The sequence below is a fragment of the Winogradskyella sp. 3972H.M.0a.05 genome (assembly GCF_040493455.1).
In the GTDB taxonomy this organism is placed as follows: Bacteria; Bacteroidota; Bacteroidia; order Flavobacteriales; family Flavobacteriaceae; genus Microcosmobacter.
The window spans coordinates 295,042-310,043 of record NZ_JANFDA010000004.1 but is presented as its reverse complement, the minus strand read 5'-3'; the positions used below and the strand labels follow the sequence as shown (position 1 = coordinate 310,043).

The 15,002-nt window shown below is 37.1% G+C and carries 13 protein-coding genes; 3 read left to right on the top strand and 10 right to left on the bottom strand.

Going from position 1 to position 15,002, the window contains the following annotated elements; genetic code table 11:
- Positions 1–41: 41 nt before the first annotated feature.
- Positions 42–335 (top strand): isoamylase early set domain-containing protein, encoded by a 294-nt coding sequence (locus NCE97_RS10500; RefSeq protein ID WP_353779111.1) that lies wholly within the window; start codon positions 42–44, stop codon positions 333–335.
- 56 nt (positions 336–391) lie between these two features.
- Here NCE97_RS10500 and NCE97_RS10495 read toward each other — a convergent pair whose 3' ends face one another.
- From NCE97_RS10495 to NCE97_RS10475, 5 genes are all read right to left on the bottom strand, one after another.
- Positions 392–1,216 (bottom strand): thymidylate synthase, encoded by an 825-nt coding sequence (locus tag NCE97_RS10495; protein WP_353779223.1) that lies wholly within the window; start codon positions 1,214–1,216, stop codon positions 392–394.
- A gap of 182 nt (positions 1,217–1,398) precedes the next feature.
- Positions 1,399–3,123 (bottom strand): NupC/NupG family nucleoside CNT transporter, encoded by a 1,725-nt coding sequence (locus NCE97_RS10490; RefSeq protein WP_353779110.1) that lies wholly within the window; start codon positions 3,121–3,123, stop codon positions 1,399–1,401.
- 11 nt (positions 3,124–3,134) lie between these two features.
- Positions 3,135–3,746, bottom strand: coding sequence for a bifunctional nuclease family protein (locus tag NCE97_RS10485; protein ID WP_353779108.1), 612 nt, complete (start codon positions 3,744–3,746; stop codon positions 3,135–3,137).
- Positions 3,747–3,857: 111 nt separating this feature from the next.
- Positions 3,858–4,820, bottom strand: a complete 963-nt coding sequence (locus tag NCE97_RS10480) for an electron transfer flavoprotein subunit alpha/FixB family protein (RefSeq protein ID WP_353779107.1) — start codon at positions 4,818–4,820, stop codon at positions 3,858–3,860.
- A gap of 18 nt (positions 4,821–4,838) precedes the next feature.
- Positions 4,839–5,585 (bottom strand): electron transfer flavoprotein subunit beta/FixA family protein, encoded by a 747-nt coding sequence (locus NCE97_RS10475; protein WP_353779106.1) that lies wholly within the window; start codon positions 5,583–5,585, stop codon positions 4,839–4,841.
- A 154-nt stretch (positions 5,586–5,739) separates the two neighbouring features.
- Here NCE97_RS10475 and NCE97_RS10470 point away from each other — a divergent pair, with 154 nt between their 5' ends.
- Both NCE97_RS10470 and NCE97_RS10465 read left to right on the top strand, forming a co-directional pair.
- Positions 5,740–6,717, top strand: a complete 978-nt coding sequence (locus NCE97_RS10470; protein WP_353779222.1) for a pyruvate dehydrogenase complex E1 component subunit beta — start codon at positions 5,740–5,742, stop codon at positions 6,715–6,717.
- Between the two features lie 66 nt (positions 6,718–6,783).
- Positions 6,784–9,294 carry a DUF5686 and carboxypeptidase-like regulatory domain-containing protein gene (locus NCE97_RS10465; RefSeq protein ID WP_353779104.1) on the top strand — a complete coding sequence of 837 codons (2,511 nt, stop codon included), beginning with the start codon at positions 6,784–6,786 and terminating at the stop codon, positions 9,292–9,294.
- On the opposite strand, the gene NCE97_RS10460 is transcribed toward NCE97_RS10465, so the two are convergent.
- The 5 genes from NCE97_RS10460 to NCE97_RS10440 all read right to left on the bottom strand — a co-directional run bounded on the left by NCE97_RS10460 (position 9,291) and on the right by NCE97_RS10440 (position 14,910).
- Positions 9,291–10,667 (bottom strand): hydroxymethylglutaryl-CoA synthase family protein, encoded by a 1,377-nt coding sequence (locus NCE97_RS10460; protein ID WP_353779103.1) that lies wholly within the window; start codon positions 10,665–10,667, stop codon positions 9,291–9,293. The two genes, NCE97_RS10465 and NCE97_RS10460, sit on opposite strands and share 4 nt — an antisense overlap.
- Before the next feature lie 118 nt (positions 10,668–10,785).
- A complete protein-coding gene (locus NCE97_RS10455) occupies positions 10,786–11,517 on the bottom strand; it encodes a DUF2268 domain-containing putative Zn-dependent protease (RefSeq protein ID WP_353779102.1) in 732 nt (243 codons plus the stop codon).
- Positions 11,518–11,654: 137 nt separating this feature from the next.
- On the bottom strand, positions 11,655–12,050 hold the full coding sequence (locus NCE97_RS10450; RefSeq protein ID WP_353779100.1) for a hypothetical protein: 396 nt from the start codon (positions 12,048–12,050) through the stop codon (positions 11,655–11,657).
- Positions 12,051–12,104: 54 nt separating this feature from the next.
- A complete protein-coding gene (locus NCE97_RS10445; protein ID WP_353779099.1) occupies positions 12,105–12,686 on the bottom strand; it encodes a Crp/Fnr family transcriptional regulator in 582 nt (193 codons plus the stop codon).
- Between the two features lie 4 nt (positions 12,687–12,690).
- The gene (locus NCE97_RS10440; protein ID WP_353779097.1) at positions 12,691–14,910 is read right to left on the bottom strand and encodes a M1 family metallopeptidase; all 2,220 of its coding nucleotides are present in this window, start codon (positions 14,908–14,910) and stop codon (positions 12,691–12,693) included.
- Positions 14,911–15,002: the final 92 nt, after the last annotated feature.

The window sequence follows — 15,002 nt, the reverse complement described above, 5'->3', positions numbered from 1 at the left end:
TTTTCTTATATACATTTGGCTCTGAATTCAATCTTGAAATCATGGCAATTAAAAAGCAATACTTAAAGAGTAAACCAGTTTGTAAAGTAACATTTACAGTTCCTGCAGAGGAAGCCAGTGAAGTGACAGTAGCTGGAAACTGGAACGAGTGGAATGCAACAGCAGAACCATTAAAAAAACTAAAGAACGGAACATTCAAAACTACAGTAGATTTAGAATCTGGAAAATCATACGAATTCAAATATGTAGTTGATGGCGAATGGCAAAACGATGAGCAAGCTGATGCTTATGCTTGGAACACTTTTGCTACCGAAAACGGTGTACTTAACCTATAAGGACTGGAGTTTTAAGTTAAAGAAAAAGCACCTTGAAAAAGGTGCTTTTTTTATTTCTATACAGCAACAACACCTTTTATGTGTGGATGCGGATCGTAATCTAGAAGTGTAAAATCTTCAAACTTGAAATTGAAAATATCTTTTACTTCAGGATTTAAAACCATTTTTGGAAGCGGACGAGGATCGCGAGATAACTGCAGCTCCAATTGTTCCATATGATTGCTATAGATATGAGCATCTCCAAATGTATGGATGAAATCACCTGGTTGGTAACCACAAACTTGTGCCATCATCATCGTGAATAATGCGTAAGAAGCAATATTGAAAGGGACTCCCAAAAAGATATCTGCACTACGTTGATAGAGTTGACAAGACAACTTGCCATCTGCTACATAAAATTGAAAGAATGCATGACAAGGTGGTAAAGCAGCTTTGCCGTCGGCTACATTTTCACTAAAAGAAACAGAAGTATCTGGTAATACTGAAGGATTCCAAGCAGACACTAGCATACGTCTACTGTTTGGATTATGTTTTAGCGTGTGAATTACCTCCTTAATCTGATCTATATCATCACTATTCCAATTACGCCATTGGTGACCATAGACAGGACCAAGATCACCATTGTCATCAGCCCATTCGTTCCAGATGCGGACACCATTCTCTTGAAGGTACTTTACATTAGTATCACCTTTCAAAAACCATAACAATTCATATACGATAGATTTAAGGTGTAGTTTTTTTGTAGTTACCATTGGAAATCCTTCGCTCAAATCGAAACGCATTTGATACCCAAACACACTTTTAGTACCTGTTCCTGTGCGATCTCCTTTTTCATTACCATGTTCTAAAACATGTTTTACTAAGTCGTGATATTGCTTCATATTCATGTCCTGCGAAGGCAGGAATCTCATTAAATTAAACCAATGTTTTGAGGAAAAGATGCTGAATCTGAACTTCGACTATGCTCAGTCTAACAGTTCAGCATGACATGATGCTAAAATAGAAAAAAGCCTTAAACAGAACTGCTTAAGGCTTCTAATGATATTAAAAGTTATTAACTGTTTTATCCAATAATCATTCCTGCAATAGTTGCAGAAATCAGTGAGGCTATAGTACCACCAATTAAGGCTTTCATTCCAAAAATAGATAATTGTTTGCGTTGACCTGGAGCTAGAGACCCAATACCACCAATTTGAATTCCTATAGAGGCAAAGTTGGCAAATCCACACAACATGTAAGTCGCCATGATAATAGATTTATTATAAGTAAGATGAGTGGCGTTTGCTACATTCTTCAAATCGGCTAATTGTATATAGCCAATAAATTCACTTGCCGCTAATTTAATTCCAAGTAACTGTCCCATCAAGGCCATATCTTCTTTAGCAACACCGATGAGCCACATTAATGGCGCAAACAAATAACCCAGAAGTAATTCTAATGATAAACTATCATAAGGCGTATTAGCTGCAATTATATCATTAAGGGAGGTAATATCTCCAACCCATCCAAGAATACCATTAAGCATAGCAATAAACGCCACAAATACTAATAACATTGCACCTACATTAACCGCTAGACGAAGCCCTTCCGTAGTACCGTTAGCAATAGCATCGAGTATATTAGCACCAATTTTTTCTTGAGAAACTCTTACATCCGTGTTTACAGGTTCAGTTTGTGGATATAATATTTTTGAAATTACGATCGCACCAGGAGCAGCCATTACAGAAGCGGCTAATAAATGCTTGGCATAGAATAATCTCAAGGCTTCATCTTCACCACCTAAAAATCCTATATAAGCTGCCAATACAGCACCAGCCACTGTGGCCATTCCACCAATCATTACCAATAGGATTTCAGATTTATTCATTTTTTCTAAATACGCCTTAATCAATAATGGCGCTTCAGTCTGACCTAAGAATATGTTACCAGCGACACTCAAACTTTCAGCTCCAGAAATCTTTAATGCCTTAGAGAGTAGCCACGCCATAGCTTTTACTACTTTCTGAATAATTCCCAAATAGAATAATAAAGACGTTAAGGCTGAGAAGAAAATGATGGTTGGCAATACTTGAAAGGCGAAAATAAACCCGAATGTATCCATGTCTACCACCAAACCTTCAAATAAAAACTTACTACCAGCTCTAGTAAAATCAAGCACGCTTACAAAGAGGCTTCCAACCCACTCAAATATTTTTTTGATGAAAGGCACTTTCAAAACACCAATAGCAATAAGTAATTGGAAGGAAAGACCTAGACCTACTACTTTCCAATTTATAGCTTTACGATTACTGCTGAACAAAAAGGCAATGAAAATTAAAGTAATCATTCCTAAAGCGCCTCTCCATAAACTATTAAGGGAAAAGCCTTGGCTAGGAATTACGGATGCTACGGTAGCATCTTCTTTTTTACTATCCTCGACTAAAACAGTTTTAGGGTGTAGTGTCTTAAACTTATAAGCAACATTGTTTTCAGTAAATACGAGCGTAGAATCTGTATGTTCAGTGATTTTATATCGTCGTATGGTATCTGTTGGCTTTGTATAGTAAAACACCAAAAGATTGTTTTGGTGTATATAGTCTCCTGAAGCTTTGAGGTTATCTTTTGCTTCTAAGAAATAAGAGAATTCACCATTATTGAATGATATACTATCATTATCACTAATTGAGAAAAGAGATTCCCCAGAAGCATTTTCAATAGCATCGAATTGCCATGTTTTGTTTAGATCTTGTGCGAGGTTTGAGGTAATTCCAAAAAAAATAGCAACAAAGGCTAAAAAAACATGTTTCATAGAGTCTTGGATTAACGTTTGGAAATTTCATCCCTTATCTTGGCAGCCTTTTCGTAGTCTTCATTGGCAACCGCTTCGTTGAGCAAGGTATGTAATTCTTTGAGTGTTTTGTCTTTATAATCTTCATTAAGACTGGCGTCTACTTCTTCAGCAACAAGATCGTCCACAAGAATACTGTCTTCTTGAGTTTCTTCTTCAGATTTCGGGTTCACCTTAAGGTAAATGCCAGCTTTATCAAGAATATTTTTGTAAGTGAAAATTGGAGCATCGAAACGCAACGCTAATGCTATAGCATCACTCGTTCTAGCATCAATGATCTCTTCAATTTTATCGCGTTCGCAAATCAAACTAGAATAAAATACACCATCGACCAATTTGTGGATTATGACCTGTTTTACAACAATGTCAAATCGATCAGCAAAATTCTTGAAAAGGTCATGGGTTAATGGGCGAGGAGGTCTTATTTCTTTTTCTAACGCGATAGCAATGGATTGTGCTTCAAAAGCACCAATAACGATTGGTAATTTACGCTCGCCATCAACTTCATTTAAAATAAGTGCGTAAGCACCATTTTGGGTTTGGCTATAAGAAATCCCCTTTATATTTAGACGCACTAAGCTCATAATTCGATAAATGCAAAGAACTGTTTAAATTTGGACTTTACCAACTGCCTAAACAGAATTGGCAATTTTTACCTATCTAAACAGTCCTTTTACTTATACAAGTTAATAAATTTATGCGTTTTGCGCCTTAAATTCCTTTAATTTTTCGATAAGTGCTGGCACCACTTCAAAAGCATCTCCAACAACGCCATAGTCCGCCGCTTTAAAGAACGGAGCCTCAGGATCAGTGTTGATTACGACTTTTACTTTGGAAGCGTTAATACCTGCTAAATGCTGAATAGCGCCAGAAATACCAATAGCAATATAAAGGTTAGAAGCTACTGGTTTACCTGTTTGTCCAACGTGCTCGCTATGAGGACGCCATCCAAGATCACTTACTGGCTTAGAGCAAGCTGTAGCTGCTCCAAGGACATCTGCAAGTTCTTCGACCATTCCCCAGTTTTCAGGACCTTTTAATCCACGACCACCAGAAACAACGATTTCTGCATCAGCGATAGTCACTTTGTCTGTAGCTTTATCTACAGATTCAACAGTAACTCCAGAACCTGATATTGAAGGTGAAAATGCTTCAGATGAAGCGCTTCCCGAAGTTTCTACAAGACCAAAAGAATTGTTAGAAACACCAACTAATTTTACAGCTGTGTTTATAGTACTATGATTGAATGCTTTATTGGTGAATGCAGTGCGCTTTACCGTAAATGGTGCTGTACTAGAAGGCGCTTCAACAACATTTGATGCATAACCAGCATTAAGGTTTACAGCTAATAGAGGCGCTAGATACCTGCTGTCTGCTGTAGAACTTATCACTACGACTTGTGCACCTTCCTTTTCTGCCGCTTGAGCAATTGCAGAGGCGTATCCTTTAGCGTTAAAAGTGTCTAAACCACCATCATTGATTTCTAATACTTTATCTACACCGTAATTTCCTAAAGCACTAGTGTCGTTTGCATTAATGCTTACTGCTGTAACTGAAGTGCCTAACTGATCTGCAACGGCTTTAGCGTAAGACGCAACTTCAAAAGCTACTTTTTTGAATTGTCCTTTGTCGGACTCTGTATATACTAAAACTGACATGTGTTCTTTTTTAATATGTTAAATCACTTTAGCTTCATTGTGAAGCAAGCTTACTAATTCATCTATATTTCCTGCATCGACAAGCTTAACAGCACCTTTAGGCGCTGGCTTTTCAAACTTAGCTGAAGCTGTTTCTTCTGAAGCATCAACAGGCTCGACCACATTTAACGGTTTTTTACGTGCCATCATAATCCCTCTCATGTTAGGAATACGAAGATCACTTTCTTCGACTAATCCTTTTTGACCTCCAATAACTAATGGAAGCGATGTATTTACCGTTTCTTTTCCACCATCAATTTCTCTAACTGCTTTTGCAGAAGTTCCATCAACTTCGAGACTAATACAATTCGCTACAAAGTTGGCGTCTATAAGACCAGCTAACATTCCAGGTACCATACCTCCATTGTAATCAATTGACTCACGACCAGCAATGACTAAATCGTAACCACCATTGTTAACAACATTTGCTAATTGCTTTGCAACAGCAAAACCGTCAGTAGCAGGAGTATTCACTCTAATAGCACCATCAGCACCAATAGCCAATGCTTTTCTTAGGGTTGGCTCAGTTTCTGGACCACCAACATTAACAACATCTACAGAAGCACCTTGCTTTTCCTTAAACCACATAGCTCTTGTAAGACCAAACTCATCATTTGGGTTGATTACAAACTGCACACCATTGGTGTCAAATTTTGTATCACCATCTGTAAAATTGATCTTAGAAGTTGTATCAGGAACGTGACTAATACACACTAAAATTTTCATTATAATATAGTTTTTTGATAAGTAATTTTTAAGAGGCTACGAAGGTACTTATTTTATTTGTAAAAAATACTATGCATGCATAATAAATTTTTAAATCATTCAACTTTAATAAGACACTCTTTTCTACTATTTTTGTTCTTCTTAAAATTTGCAGATGAAAACAATTCAATTTAGAGAAGCTATAGCTGAAGCAATGAGCGAAGAGATGCGCCGAGATGAGAGTATCTATTTAATGGGAGAGGAAGTAGCGGAATATAATGGTGCTTATAAAGCATCTAAAGGAATGCTTGATGAATTTGGAGAAAAGCGTGTTATCGATACACCAATTGCAGAACTTGGTTTTGCTGGCATTGGTGTTGGTTCAACAATGACCGGTTGCAGACCAATCGTAGAGTTTATGACGTTTAACTTCTCACTGGTTGGAATTGATCAAATCATAAACAATGCGGCAAAGATCAGACAAATGTCTGGAGGTCAATTTAAATGTCCGATTGTTTTTAGAGGTCCAACGGCTTCTGCTGGTCAGTTGGCAGCAACGCATTCGCAAGCTTTTGAGAGTTGGTATGCCAACACACCCGGTTTGAAAGTTATCGTGCCTTCAAATCCATATGATGCAAAAGGCTTATTAAAATCTGCAATTAGAGATGACGACCCAGTTATCTTTATGGAGAGTGAGCAAATGTATGGAGATAAAGGTGAAGTGCCGGAAGGAGAGTACACTATTCCTATTGGTGTGGCTGATATTAAGCGGGAAGGAACTGATGTAACGATTGTATCCTTCGGGAAGATTATTAAGGAAGCTTATAAAGCTGCTGATGAATTAGAAAAAGAAGGTATTTCTTGTGAAATTATCGACCTTAGAACAGTTCGCCCGATGGATCATGATGCTATCTTGAATTCGGTTAAAAAGACAAATCGCTTAGTTATTCTTGAAGAAGCGTGGCCTTTTGGTAACGTGGCAACTGAGATTACATATCAAGTACAATCTCAAGCTTTTGATTACTTAGATGCACCAATTGAAAAAATAAATACCGCAGATACGCCAGCACCTTATTCGCCAGTATTGCTGGCAGAGTGGTTGCCAAACCACAATGATGTTATCAAAGCGGTCAAAAAAGTGATGTACAAATAAATAATTTGCAATTTTTTGCGTTATGTAAACTTCATTTGCATGATTGTTGATGAAGTTTTTTGCTATATGAGGAATTTTTTACTTCTTTTTTTCTTTTGCTTCGGAATTGGTTCCGTTTTTTCCCAGACTAAAGTTAGTGGTCACGTTTACGACGAAAATGGCGATCCTGTGGCATTTGCTAATGTACTGTTCAAAGATACTACCGAAGGAACGATTACCAATGAAAATGGTCGCTTTTACTTAGAATCAGAAAATACATGGACGACATTAGTGGTATCATTTCTAGGATATGAAACCTTAGAAATTGCATTAGACAAGAAGGTTAATTATGATCTTAATTTCACGCTAAAGGAAGAAGCAGAAGCACTAGATGCAGTAGTTATTGCTGCAGGAAAGCAATCCAAAAAAGCCTCGGAAAACCCAGCAATTGCGCTTCTAAAAAAAGTGTGGGAACGCAAACGGCAAAATGGACTCAAACAGTTTAAGCAGTATCAGTATGATAAATATGAGAAAGTAGAATTCGATCTCAATACTATAGATAGTGCTTTGATAAAGAGTAGGCTCTTTAGAGGTATGGAGTTTGTTTTCGAAGAAGTTGATACCTCTAGAGTAACCGGAAAAACATACTTGCCAATTTTTATCAATGAAGCTGTAAGTACTGTTTATGGTGATAATACAATCAACAAGGAGAAAATAGACTTGCGCGGAAATAAGAATTCTGGATTCAGTAATAATCAGGTGATTATTGATTTTGTTGGTGACCTGTATTCAGATTTTAATGTCTACGATAATTACTTAAAGTTTTTCGATAAAAGCTTTGTAAGTCCAGTTGGGAAGGCTGGTGTTCAAACCTATAATTATGTGCTTTCAGATAGTGCTTATATCGATAATAAGTGGTGTTATAATATTATCTATTATCCAAGACGTAAAAACGAACTGACCTTTAAAGGTGATTTTTGGGTGAGCGATTCTACCTATGCGATTAAAGATATTAATCTTCAAGCTTCAAAAAGTGCTAACATCAACTGGGTAAAAGAAATCTATATAGAGCAAGAGTTCGATGTGTTGAATGATTCTTTATTCCTGATAAAACGCGATTACATGCTCTCTGACTTCGCTTTGAATAAGAAAGAAAAGTCTAGAGGAGTTTATGGTAAAAGAACAACGCTTTACAATAATTATGTCTTTGATCAGCCCAAGGATGAAGAGTTCTATGATGAAGAGGTTTACAATTATGATCAGGATGTTTATAATAGAGACGATGAGTTTTGGGAGAAGAATCGATTAGAAGAGCTTAATAAAGATGAACGTGGTGTTTATAAGATGTTGGACACTTTAAAGACCGTAAAGAAGTTCAAAACACTCTATAATATTGGTAGCATTTTAGCTTCAGGATATATTGAATTCCCAAGTATCAATTTTGACTACGGACCAATCTTTTCAACATTTGGGTTTAACGAGGTGGAAGGATTGAGATTACGCACAGGAGGACGTACCTATTTTGGACCAAATGATTTATGGAGATTAGAAGGGTTTGTGGCTTATGGGTTTAAGGATGATAAATTTAAGTACGGTATTTCTGGTAAAGTATTACTAGACAAAAAGAACCGACTTATCATTTCTGGTGGAAATCGAAGGGACGTCGAACAAATTGGTGCCAGTTTAACAACATCTACGGATGTACTTGGTCGAAGTCTCGCCTCGTCTTCAGTCGTTGGTACAGGTGCTAACGATAAGTTAACTAGTATTAACTTAACGACGTTGTCAGTAGAATTAGAACCTGTCCGGAATTTTGTAGTTAGGTGGAGCAATAACTATCGAACATTAGAGTCCGCTTCTCCAACCTTTAGTTTAGCTTACAATGACCCAGAATCGCCTACAGGAGTATCTTCAGAGATTAAGCAATTTGAATCGTCAATATCCTTATCCTACTTTCCGAAGCGAAAAATGACAGGATTTGGTGTAGAGCGAAAAGAAGCGAACGATAATTTTGCTCGACTATTTGCACAAATTAGTAGAGGAGACCGAAATTGGTTTAATAGTGATTTCGATTATACCAAAGTTCAGTTCTCTTATTTACAACCTTGGCAAGTCGGAGGATTTGGTAGGCTGTATACTACTATTGAAGCCGGGAAAACCTTTGGCGATGTACCTCTTGGACTGCTTAGTGTGGTGCCAGGAAACCAAACGTTTTTCTCTATCTATAATACCTTTCCGCAGTTAGACTTCTACGAATTTGTGACAGATACGTATACGTCAATGCACATAGAGCATAACTTTAATGGACGCATTTTCTCTAGAATTCCATTCCTAAAGAAATACAATCTTAGAGCCATACTTGGATTAAGAGGTGTTTGGGGTGAATTGTCTCAAGATAACATCAACCTGAGTACTACAGGAAATCCACAAGAGTTTCCGTTGATAGCACCAGACGATAGAATTTATTATGAATATAGCTTCGGTATCGGAAACATCTTCAAAGTCTTTAGAATAGACTTCAACTTTAGAGGAAACTATTTAGACAATCCTGGTGCCAGACGCTTTGGTGTTACAGGAAGCTTTGGGTTTTACTTCTAATTATAATACCGAAACCCTTCCTTATTCGCTTCATTAGAAATTTCGGAAAGCACAATCTGTTTTTCTAAAGCTACAGGGTTTGCAATTGAAGCATTATGAAGTTTTTCATAAGTGTCGAAATCTATTTCTTGTCGACCTTCTAAATTCTTAAACAGGTTGAGGTGCTTAATTCGAGATTTCCATTCAGGAGATACTGTGCCTTCAAATACTTTAGATTTTGAACCACTTCCATAACTAAGGAACCCAATGGTTTTACCAGTAATAGCCTTGTCATTCTCTAGTGAGACTTGTAAAACGCTAAGAAGAGACATAAAAATTGAAGCCGTGTACATGTTTCCTATTTCTCCAGAAGCCACTTCACCATCCGCTATTTTATCATTCACAAATTGACGATACAATGAAGACTTTGATGCTGCTCGTTTCCAGTCTTTATGTTCCATGGAGTCTTTAGCGCCTATCTCAGTTTCTAGAGTGCTCATAAGACCTTTTTGTGCTAGCCATTGTAGCCAAATGTCTAAAATCATACGACGGCCTTGATAGGCATACGGCAAATGAAAAACAAAGTAATCCCAATCCGTCAAGAAATCGACCTCTTTTTGTGTTTGAAAATGTTCTAGTGCTTCATGAATTCTATTTTGATAACATTCATTGGAATAATACCCATCAAAAACAGGTTCTTCAAAGAAAAGTTCCATACGTTCCTTAGAGCTTTTTGTAATCTCTTGAACGCTTAAACTTTGCAATTCGTTATTGGATACACTTCGCCTCGGTTTGAAGAAATCCCCAACATGTTCCATACTAACACCTATGGTGTCACTAAAGGTTAAAATCTTTGGATTGCTAGTGATTAAAACAGCAACGGCACCTGCACCTTGCGTGTACTCACCAGAAGAAGCTAATTCGTATTTCGCTATATCTGAAGCAATGACTATAGCTTTCCGAGAAGGTTTCGCTCTAACCCAGTCCAGACAATTTTCCATAGCATCCACGGCACCAACACAGGCAAAAGTTAAATCTACAACATCGCAATGCTTAAAACAGCGTTCACCATACTTGTCGCTAAGTTTTTGTTCAACAGTACCAAGGGCATATGTCGCTGTGGGTTTGGAACCATCTACGGCGCTTTCGGTACCTAAATAAACACGACCAATCGTAGTAGGGTCGATATTATTATTCTCAATTAAATTTAGAAGTGCATTTGCTGCCATCGATGCAGCATCTTCATTGACATCGACCAAAGCCATAGATTTTAACCCAAGTCCTTTTTCTAATTTAGCAGGAATAATATCTCTGGCTATCGCCAGTTTTTCGATAGGTAATACTAACTGCGGAACGTAATAATCTATAGCATCTATACCAAAAGTTGTCTCCATAATCTCGTGTTCTGGTATTGTAAAACTAGAGACAATTTTTTGGTTTATCACCCTAAAATGCTAAAAAAATCGTCGAAAACGATTTCGTCAATTCACTGTTGTAAAAGACGTTTTATGATCAATCTTCCAAGAAAGAATCTGCAGGTTCATCATACAAATCAGAGGGTTCTTGGTCTGTATTGATGACAAGATAGTCTTTCACAAGTTTGTAACCTATGGAATAGCCTGTCCACCTCGGAATATTGGCACTGGTTCCAAAAAACCACTCTGGGTGATTGTAGTTATCATCATCCCAGGTTTGCTCAGCCGAATTAATCCAAGCTTCTAAATCTGCTTCGGCAAGTGCTACTGACCATATTGGTGGATCTATATCAAACACTTCCATAGAGAAGCAATCGGCAAGTCCTTCGGATACACAGGCTTCAAATAATGTAGTACCATATCCTTCAGTGGAACGTTGTCGTTTAGCATGATGCATTTCATGCGCTAACAAGGGACCAAATTCATTAGCGATGGAATTTGCCAAATTAGGAAAGTCTAAATCTACTGACATTAATATATCGAAACCATTAGGACTGGAACCACCAATACCGATTTCAGGAATGATACTGGCTGGTGTACTGCTTACTATAATGTTGATGTCCTCTAAAGACATCCTTGCGTTTACCAAAATCAGAGTTTCTCTAACTACGGTTTCAATAGCGTCTTTTGTATCTGTATTCCCTTCAAAAGAGAAGGACAAAAAACTATCAAAGCCAACACTTTCTCCAGCGTTTCGGTTACTATCATCAGAGGAACAACCCACAAGAAGTAATGGCACAAACAGAAAAAATTTGAGTAGTGTCTTCATCTTAAATTGATTTATCAAATATTGCTTTTCTGTAAAATACTAATTTATAGGATAAATGCTAAGATTTTTAACGCTTTTAACAAAGAAAAAACTGTACTTAATCTGCTGTAAATGTTGAGTTTGAATTAATGGGGTTTCTAACTGCTCGCAGACTGTTTTTCAATCCGAGATGATTTTTTTAGAGCAACGGCCTGGTGTATTGCCATGAGTAATACAATGAAGGCAATAATAGCGATAATGGCATTCCCAGTTTTAGAGATTTCAAAAGGCTGAAACATTAAAAGCACAATACTGCCAATAACCCAAATAATATCTTGGATGATTATTGATAATACACCTGAAGGCTTGAGTCGTTTTATTTCATACACTATAGTTCCCGAAAAGAAGATTAATGCTAGTCCAATAATCCAAAAAGGAGTATTGTTTTCAACCTTAAAAAGCTGAGCAATGTATGTGCTTGTGATTACTAAAATAACTCCTGATAATCCCGAAAAGATAGCATTTATGGTCAATGCTTTTTGTAACTGATTCATAATATAACTTTTGACAAAGTTTATGATTACGAGTCAGATTACTCTTGACAAATGTTAAGAAATAGAATTGGATAGGTTTTTTCTTAATCTACTTAGAGACTCAGGCGTAATACCAATCATCGAAGCTATATATTGAAGCGGAACATTATTGAAAAGATCGGGCTCATTGTGTAGCAGATTTTCAAATCGTTGCTGCGCAGTGGTATGCAATTGTGCAAACATACTTTGTTCGAGCAAAGCAAAAGAATGTGCTAACAACAGATTATCGAACTCTAACCATTTTGGTTGAGTTTCACATAGCTGAAAGTGCTGCGTTCTATTAATGACTTGTAGCTTACAATCAGTCACGGCTTGGATATTCCAAAAGTTGCTGGTTTGAAACACAAAGCTTGAAAGCGAGGTGATAAATTTCCCTGAACTGCCAATCCAGAACGTTATTTCTTTTCCATCTGCAATATCATACATTCTGAGATAGCCAGATTCTATAAAGGCCATCTCTCTACAAATAGAACCAGCTTGAAGCAAGTAATCACCTTTCTTAAGATGAACGGTTTCGAAGTTTGACAAAATATCATCCAATGATAATTTGTCTATGCTTATTTGACTAGATATACACTCTTGTAACGATGACGACATTAAGTTAATTCTTCTTACTGTCTTTAAATTTATCAAAATCTGAAGCTTCATCCACCTTCGGGAAGCTATTATTTGCATTGTCAACATCTGCAAACTCACCATTTGGATCTACAACAACTTTGGCAACTTCTTTATCCTTTATAAAAGTCTTCGTTGTTTGGTACTCGTTAGTTCTCCATACTTCAGCAGGCAGACGGTCTATTTCTGTAGTGCCATCGGTGTATTGCCATTCTATAACAACTGGCATTACTAAACCACCATTATTTTTAACAGTGATTTCATAAATGTTCTTTCCTTCAACTTGCTTTCTTACACCAGCTTCATCTATTCTAGATAAGAACTGACCATAACTGGCATCTGGAGTTGTTACCATATTAATCATCTCTGGGCCAGATGAAAAGTCTTTAGCTTTTTCGCCTTCATTTTCTGCAGCAACATTAAGATTGCCCTGTTTCTGCTTGTCCTCAATACTTACTTCAGGTTGCACTTGGAACCATTTAACGTCAGCCAATTCTATGTCAACATTATCCGTAGTATAAAACCATCCTCTGATGAACCAATCTAGATCCACAGCTGTGGCATCTTCTAAAGTTCTAAATAAATCTGCAGGATTTGGATGCTTATACTTCCAGCGGTTAGCATATTCTTTAAAAGCCTGATCAAACAATTCTTTACCAACAATAGAATTGCGCAACATTTGGAATCCGACCGTTGGTTTTTGATAATAGTTAGCTCCAAATTGGCTCAATAAATCATTATCCGAAGTCGTCATGATTGGTCTTAGGATATTCTTATCACCTTTCATGAAATTGACAATACTCTTTGGCGTGGTATGGTTAAAATCTGGATAACGCTCCTCAACAGTGCGTTGGTGCAGGAAAGTGTTTAAACCTTCATCCATCCACATCCATTGACGTTCATCAGAACTCACAATCATTGGGAACCAATTATGACCTACCTCATGGATAATTGTGCCAATCATCCCTGCTTTTGCAGCTTGGCTCATTTCTCCATTTCTTGGACGTCCACCATTAAAACTTATCATTGGAAATTCTATACCAATGTTTGATGTATTTACAGAGATACAAACTGGATATGGGTAATCGAAAGTCGCTTCAGAATATACCTCTAATGCATGCATTATAGCTTTTGTAGATTCTTCACTCCAAACAGGTAATCCTTCATTAGGGTAGAAAGACATTGCCATAACTTTATTAGTAGGTAACTGCACAGCTTGTGCATCCCAAATGAATTTGCGAGACGAAGCCCAAGCGAAATCACGTACGTTTTTGGCAACCATTCTCCAGGTTTTAGTTTTTGAAGCTTTATCTTTTTCATTCTCTTTAGCTTCTTCTGGCGTCACAATCATTACTGGTTTATCAAATGAGTTAGAAGCTTCTTCAAGTCGTTGGCGTTGCTTTCTTGTTAAAACATCATTAGGATTTTTCAATTCCCCAGTAGCAGCTACCAAATGATCTGCTGGGACAGTAAGCTCTACATCATAATCGCCAAATTCCAAGGCAAATTCACCTAGTTTTTGGAATTGCTTATTCTGCCATCCTTCTGTGTCGTTATACACAGCCATTCTAGGAAACCAATGTGCAATCAGATACACAGTATTATCATCTTCAGGGAAATATTCATATCCTTCACGAGACAATAAATACATACTGCGATCTGTAACAGGATAGGACCATCCTATCGAGAATGACATAGACTCACCAGACTTTAGTGGTTTGTCTAGCAATACTTTCATCATGGTGTTATTAACCAATGACTTTATATTGTTGCCATTTTCGTCCTTAATATATTTAATTGAATACCCAGCAGGGAAATCGATAGCTCTGGTCAAAAACTGCATGTGTCGAGTATTCATGTTATCTCTTACTCCACCAAAGGCATAACCAAAATCTTCATTGCCTTTTTTGTTTACATTTTGTTCCAATTGAACCCATAGATACGATAGGTCATCAGGAGAATTATTGTAGTAGGTTATGGTTTCATCACCACTAATGGTGTTGTTTTTTTCGTCGAGAGTAGCTTTAATCTTATAATCGGCACGTTGTTGCCAATAGGCTTTTCCTGGAGCACCACTAGCTGTTCTATATGAATTTGGTGTTGGTAAAAGGTCATCGATAGGTTCAAATTTTCCTTTCCAGGGTTGACTTTGAGAAAAAGAAGTTACAGTAAAACAAAGGCATACAATAGCTAAAATAAAACGCATGATTATTCTGATTAAATTAGTTGACGCAAGATACAGTATTTAGTTCTTAAAAAAATTGTAAAATATAGACGCTGAGAATTGTGCAGCCTTGG

What these genes read in the sequence shown, in the direction of transcription:
- NCE97_RS10500 (WP_353779111.1), top strand. Translation starts at nt 42, where the DNA reads ATGGCAATTAAAAAGCAATACTTAAAGAGTAAACCAGTTTGTAAAGTA.
- NCE97_RS10495 (WP_353779223.1), bottom strand. Translation starts at nt 1,216, where the DNA reads ATGAAGCAATATCACGACTTAGTAAAACATGTTTTAGAACATGGTAAT.
- NCE97_RS10490 (WP_353779110.1), bottom strand. Translation starts at nt 3,123, where the DNA reads ATGAAACATGTTTTTTTAGCCTTTGTTGCTATTTTTTTTGGAATTACC.
- NCE97_RS10485 (WP_353779108.1), bottom strand. Translation starts at nt 3,746, where the DNA reads ATGAGCTTAGTGCGTCTAAATATAAAGGGGATTTCTTATAGCCAAACC.
- NCE97_RS10480 (WP_353779107.1), bottom strand. Translation starts at nt 4,820, where the DNA reads ATGTCAGTTTTAGTATATACAGAGTCCGACAAAGGACAATTCAAAAAA.
- NCE97_RS10475 (WP_353779106.1), bottom strand. Translation starts at nt 5,585, where the DNA reads ATGAAAATTTTAGTGTGTATTAGTCACGTTCCTGATACAACTTCTAAG.
- NCE97_RS10470 (WP_353779222.1), top strand. Translation starts at nt 5,740, where the DNA reads ATGAAAACAATTCAATTTAGAGAAGCTATAGCTGAAGCAATGAGCGAA.
- NCE97_RS10465 (WP_353779104.1), top strand. Translation starts at nt 6,784, where the DNA reads ATGAGGAATTTTTTACTTCTTTTTTTCTTTTGCTTCGGAATTGGTTCC.
- NCE97_RS10460 (WP_353779103.1), bottom strand. Translation starts at nt 10,667, where the DNA reads ATGGAGACAACTTTTGGTATAGATGCTATAGATTATTACGTTCCGCAG.
- NCE97_RS10455 (WP_353779102.1), bottom strand. Translation starts at nt 11,517, where the DNA reads ATGAAGACACTACTCAAATTTTTTCTGTTTGTGCCATTACTTCTTGTG.
- NCE97_RS10450 (WP_353779100.1), bottom strand. Translation starts at nt 12,050, where the DNA reads ATGAATCAGTTACAAAAAGCATTGACCATAAATGCTATCTTTTCGGGA.
- NCE97_RS10445 (WP_353779099.1), bottom strand. Translation starts at nt 12,686, where the DNA reads ATGTCGTCATCGTTACAAGAGTGTATATCTAGTCAAATAAGCATAGAC.
- NCE97_RS10440 (WP_353779097.1), bottom strand. Translation starts at nt 14,910, where the DNA reads ATGCGTTTTATTTTAGCTATTGTATGCCTTTGTTTTACTGTAACTTCT.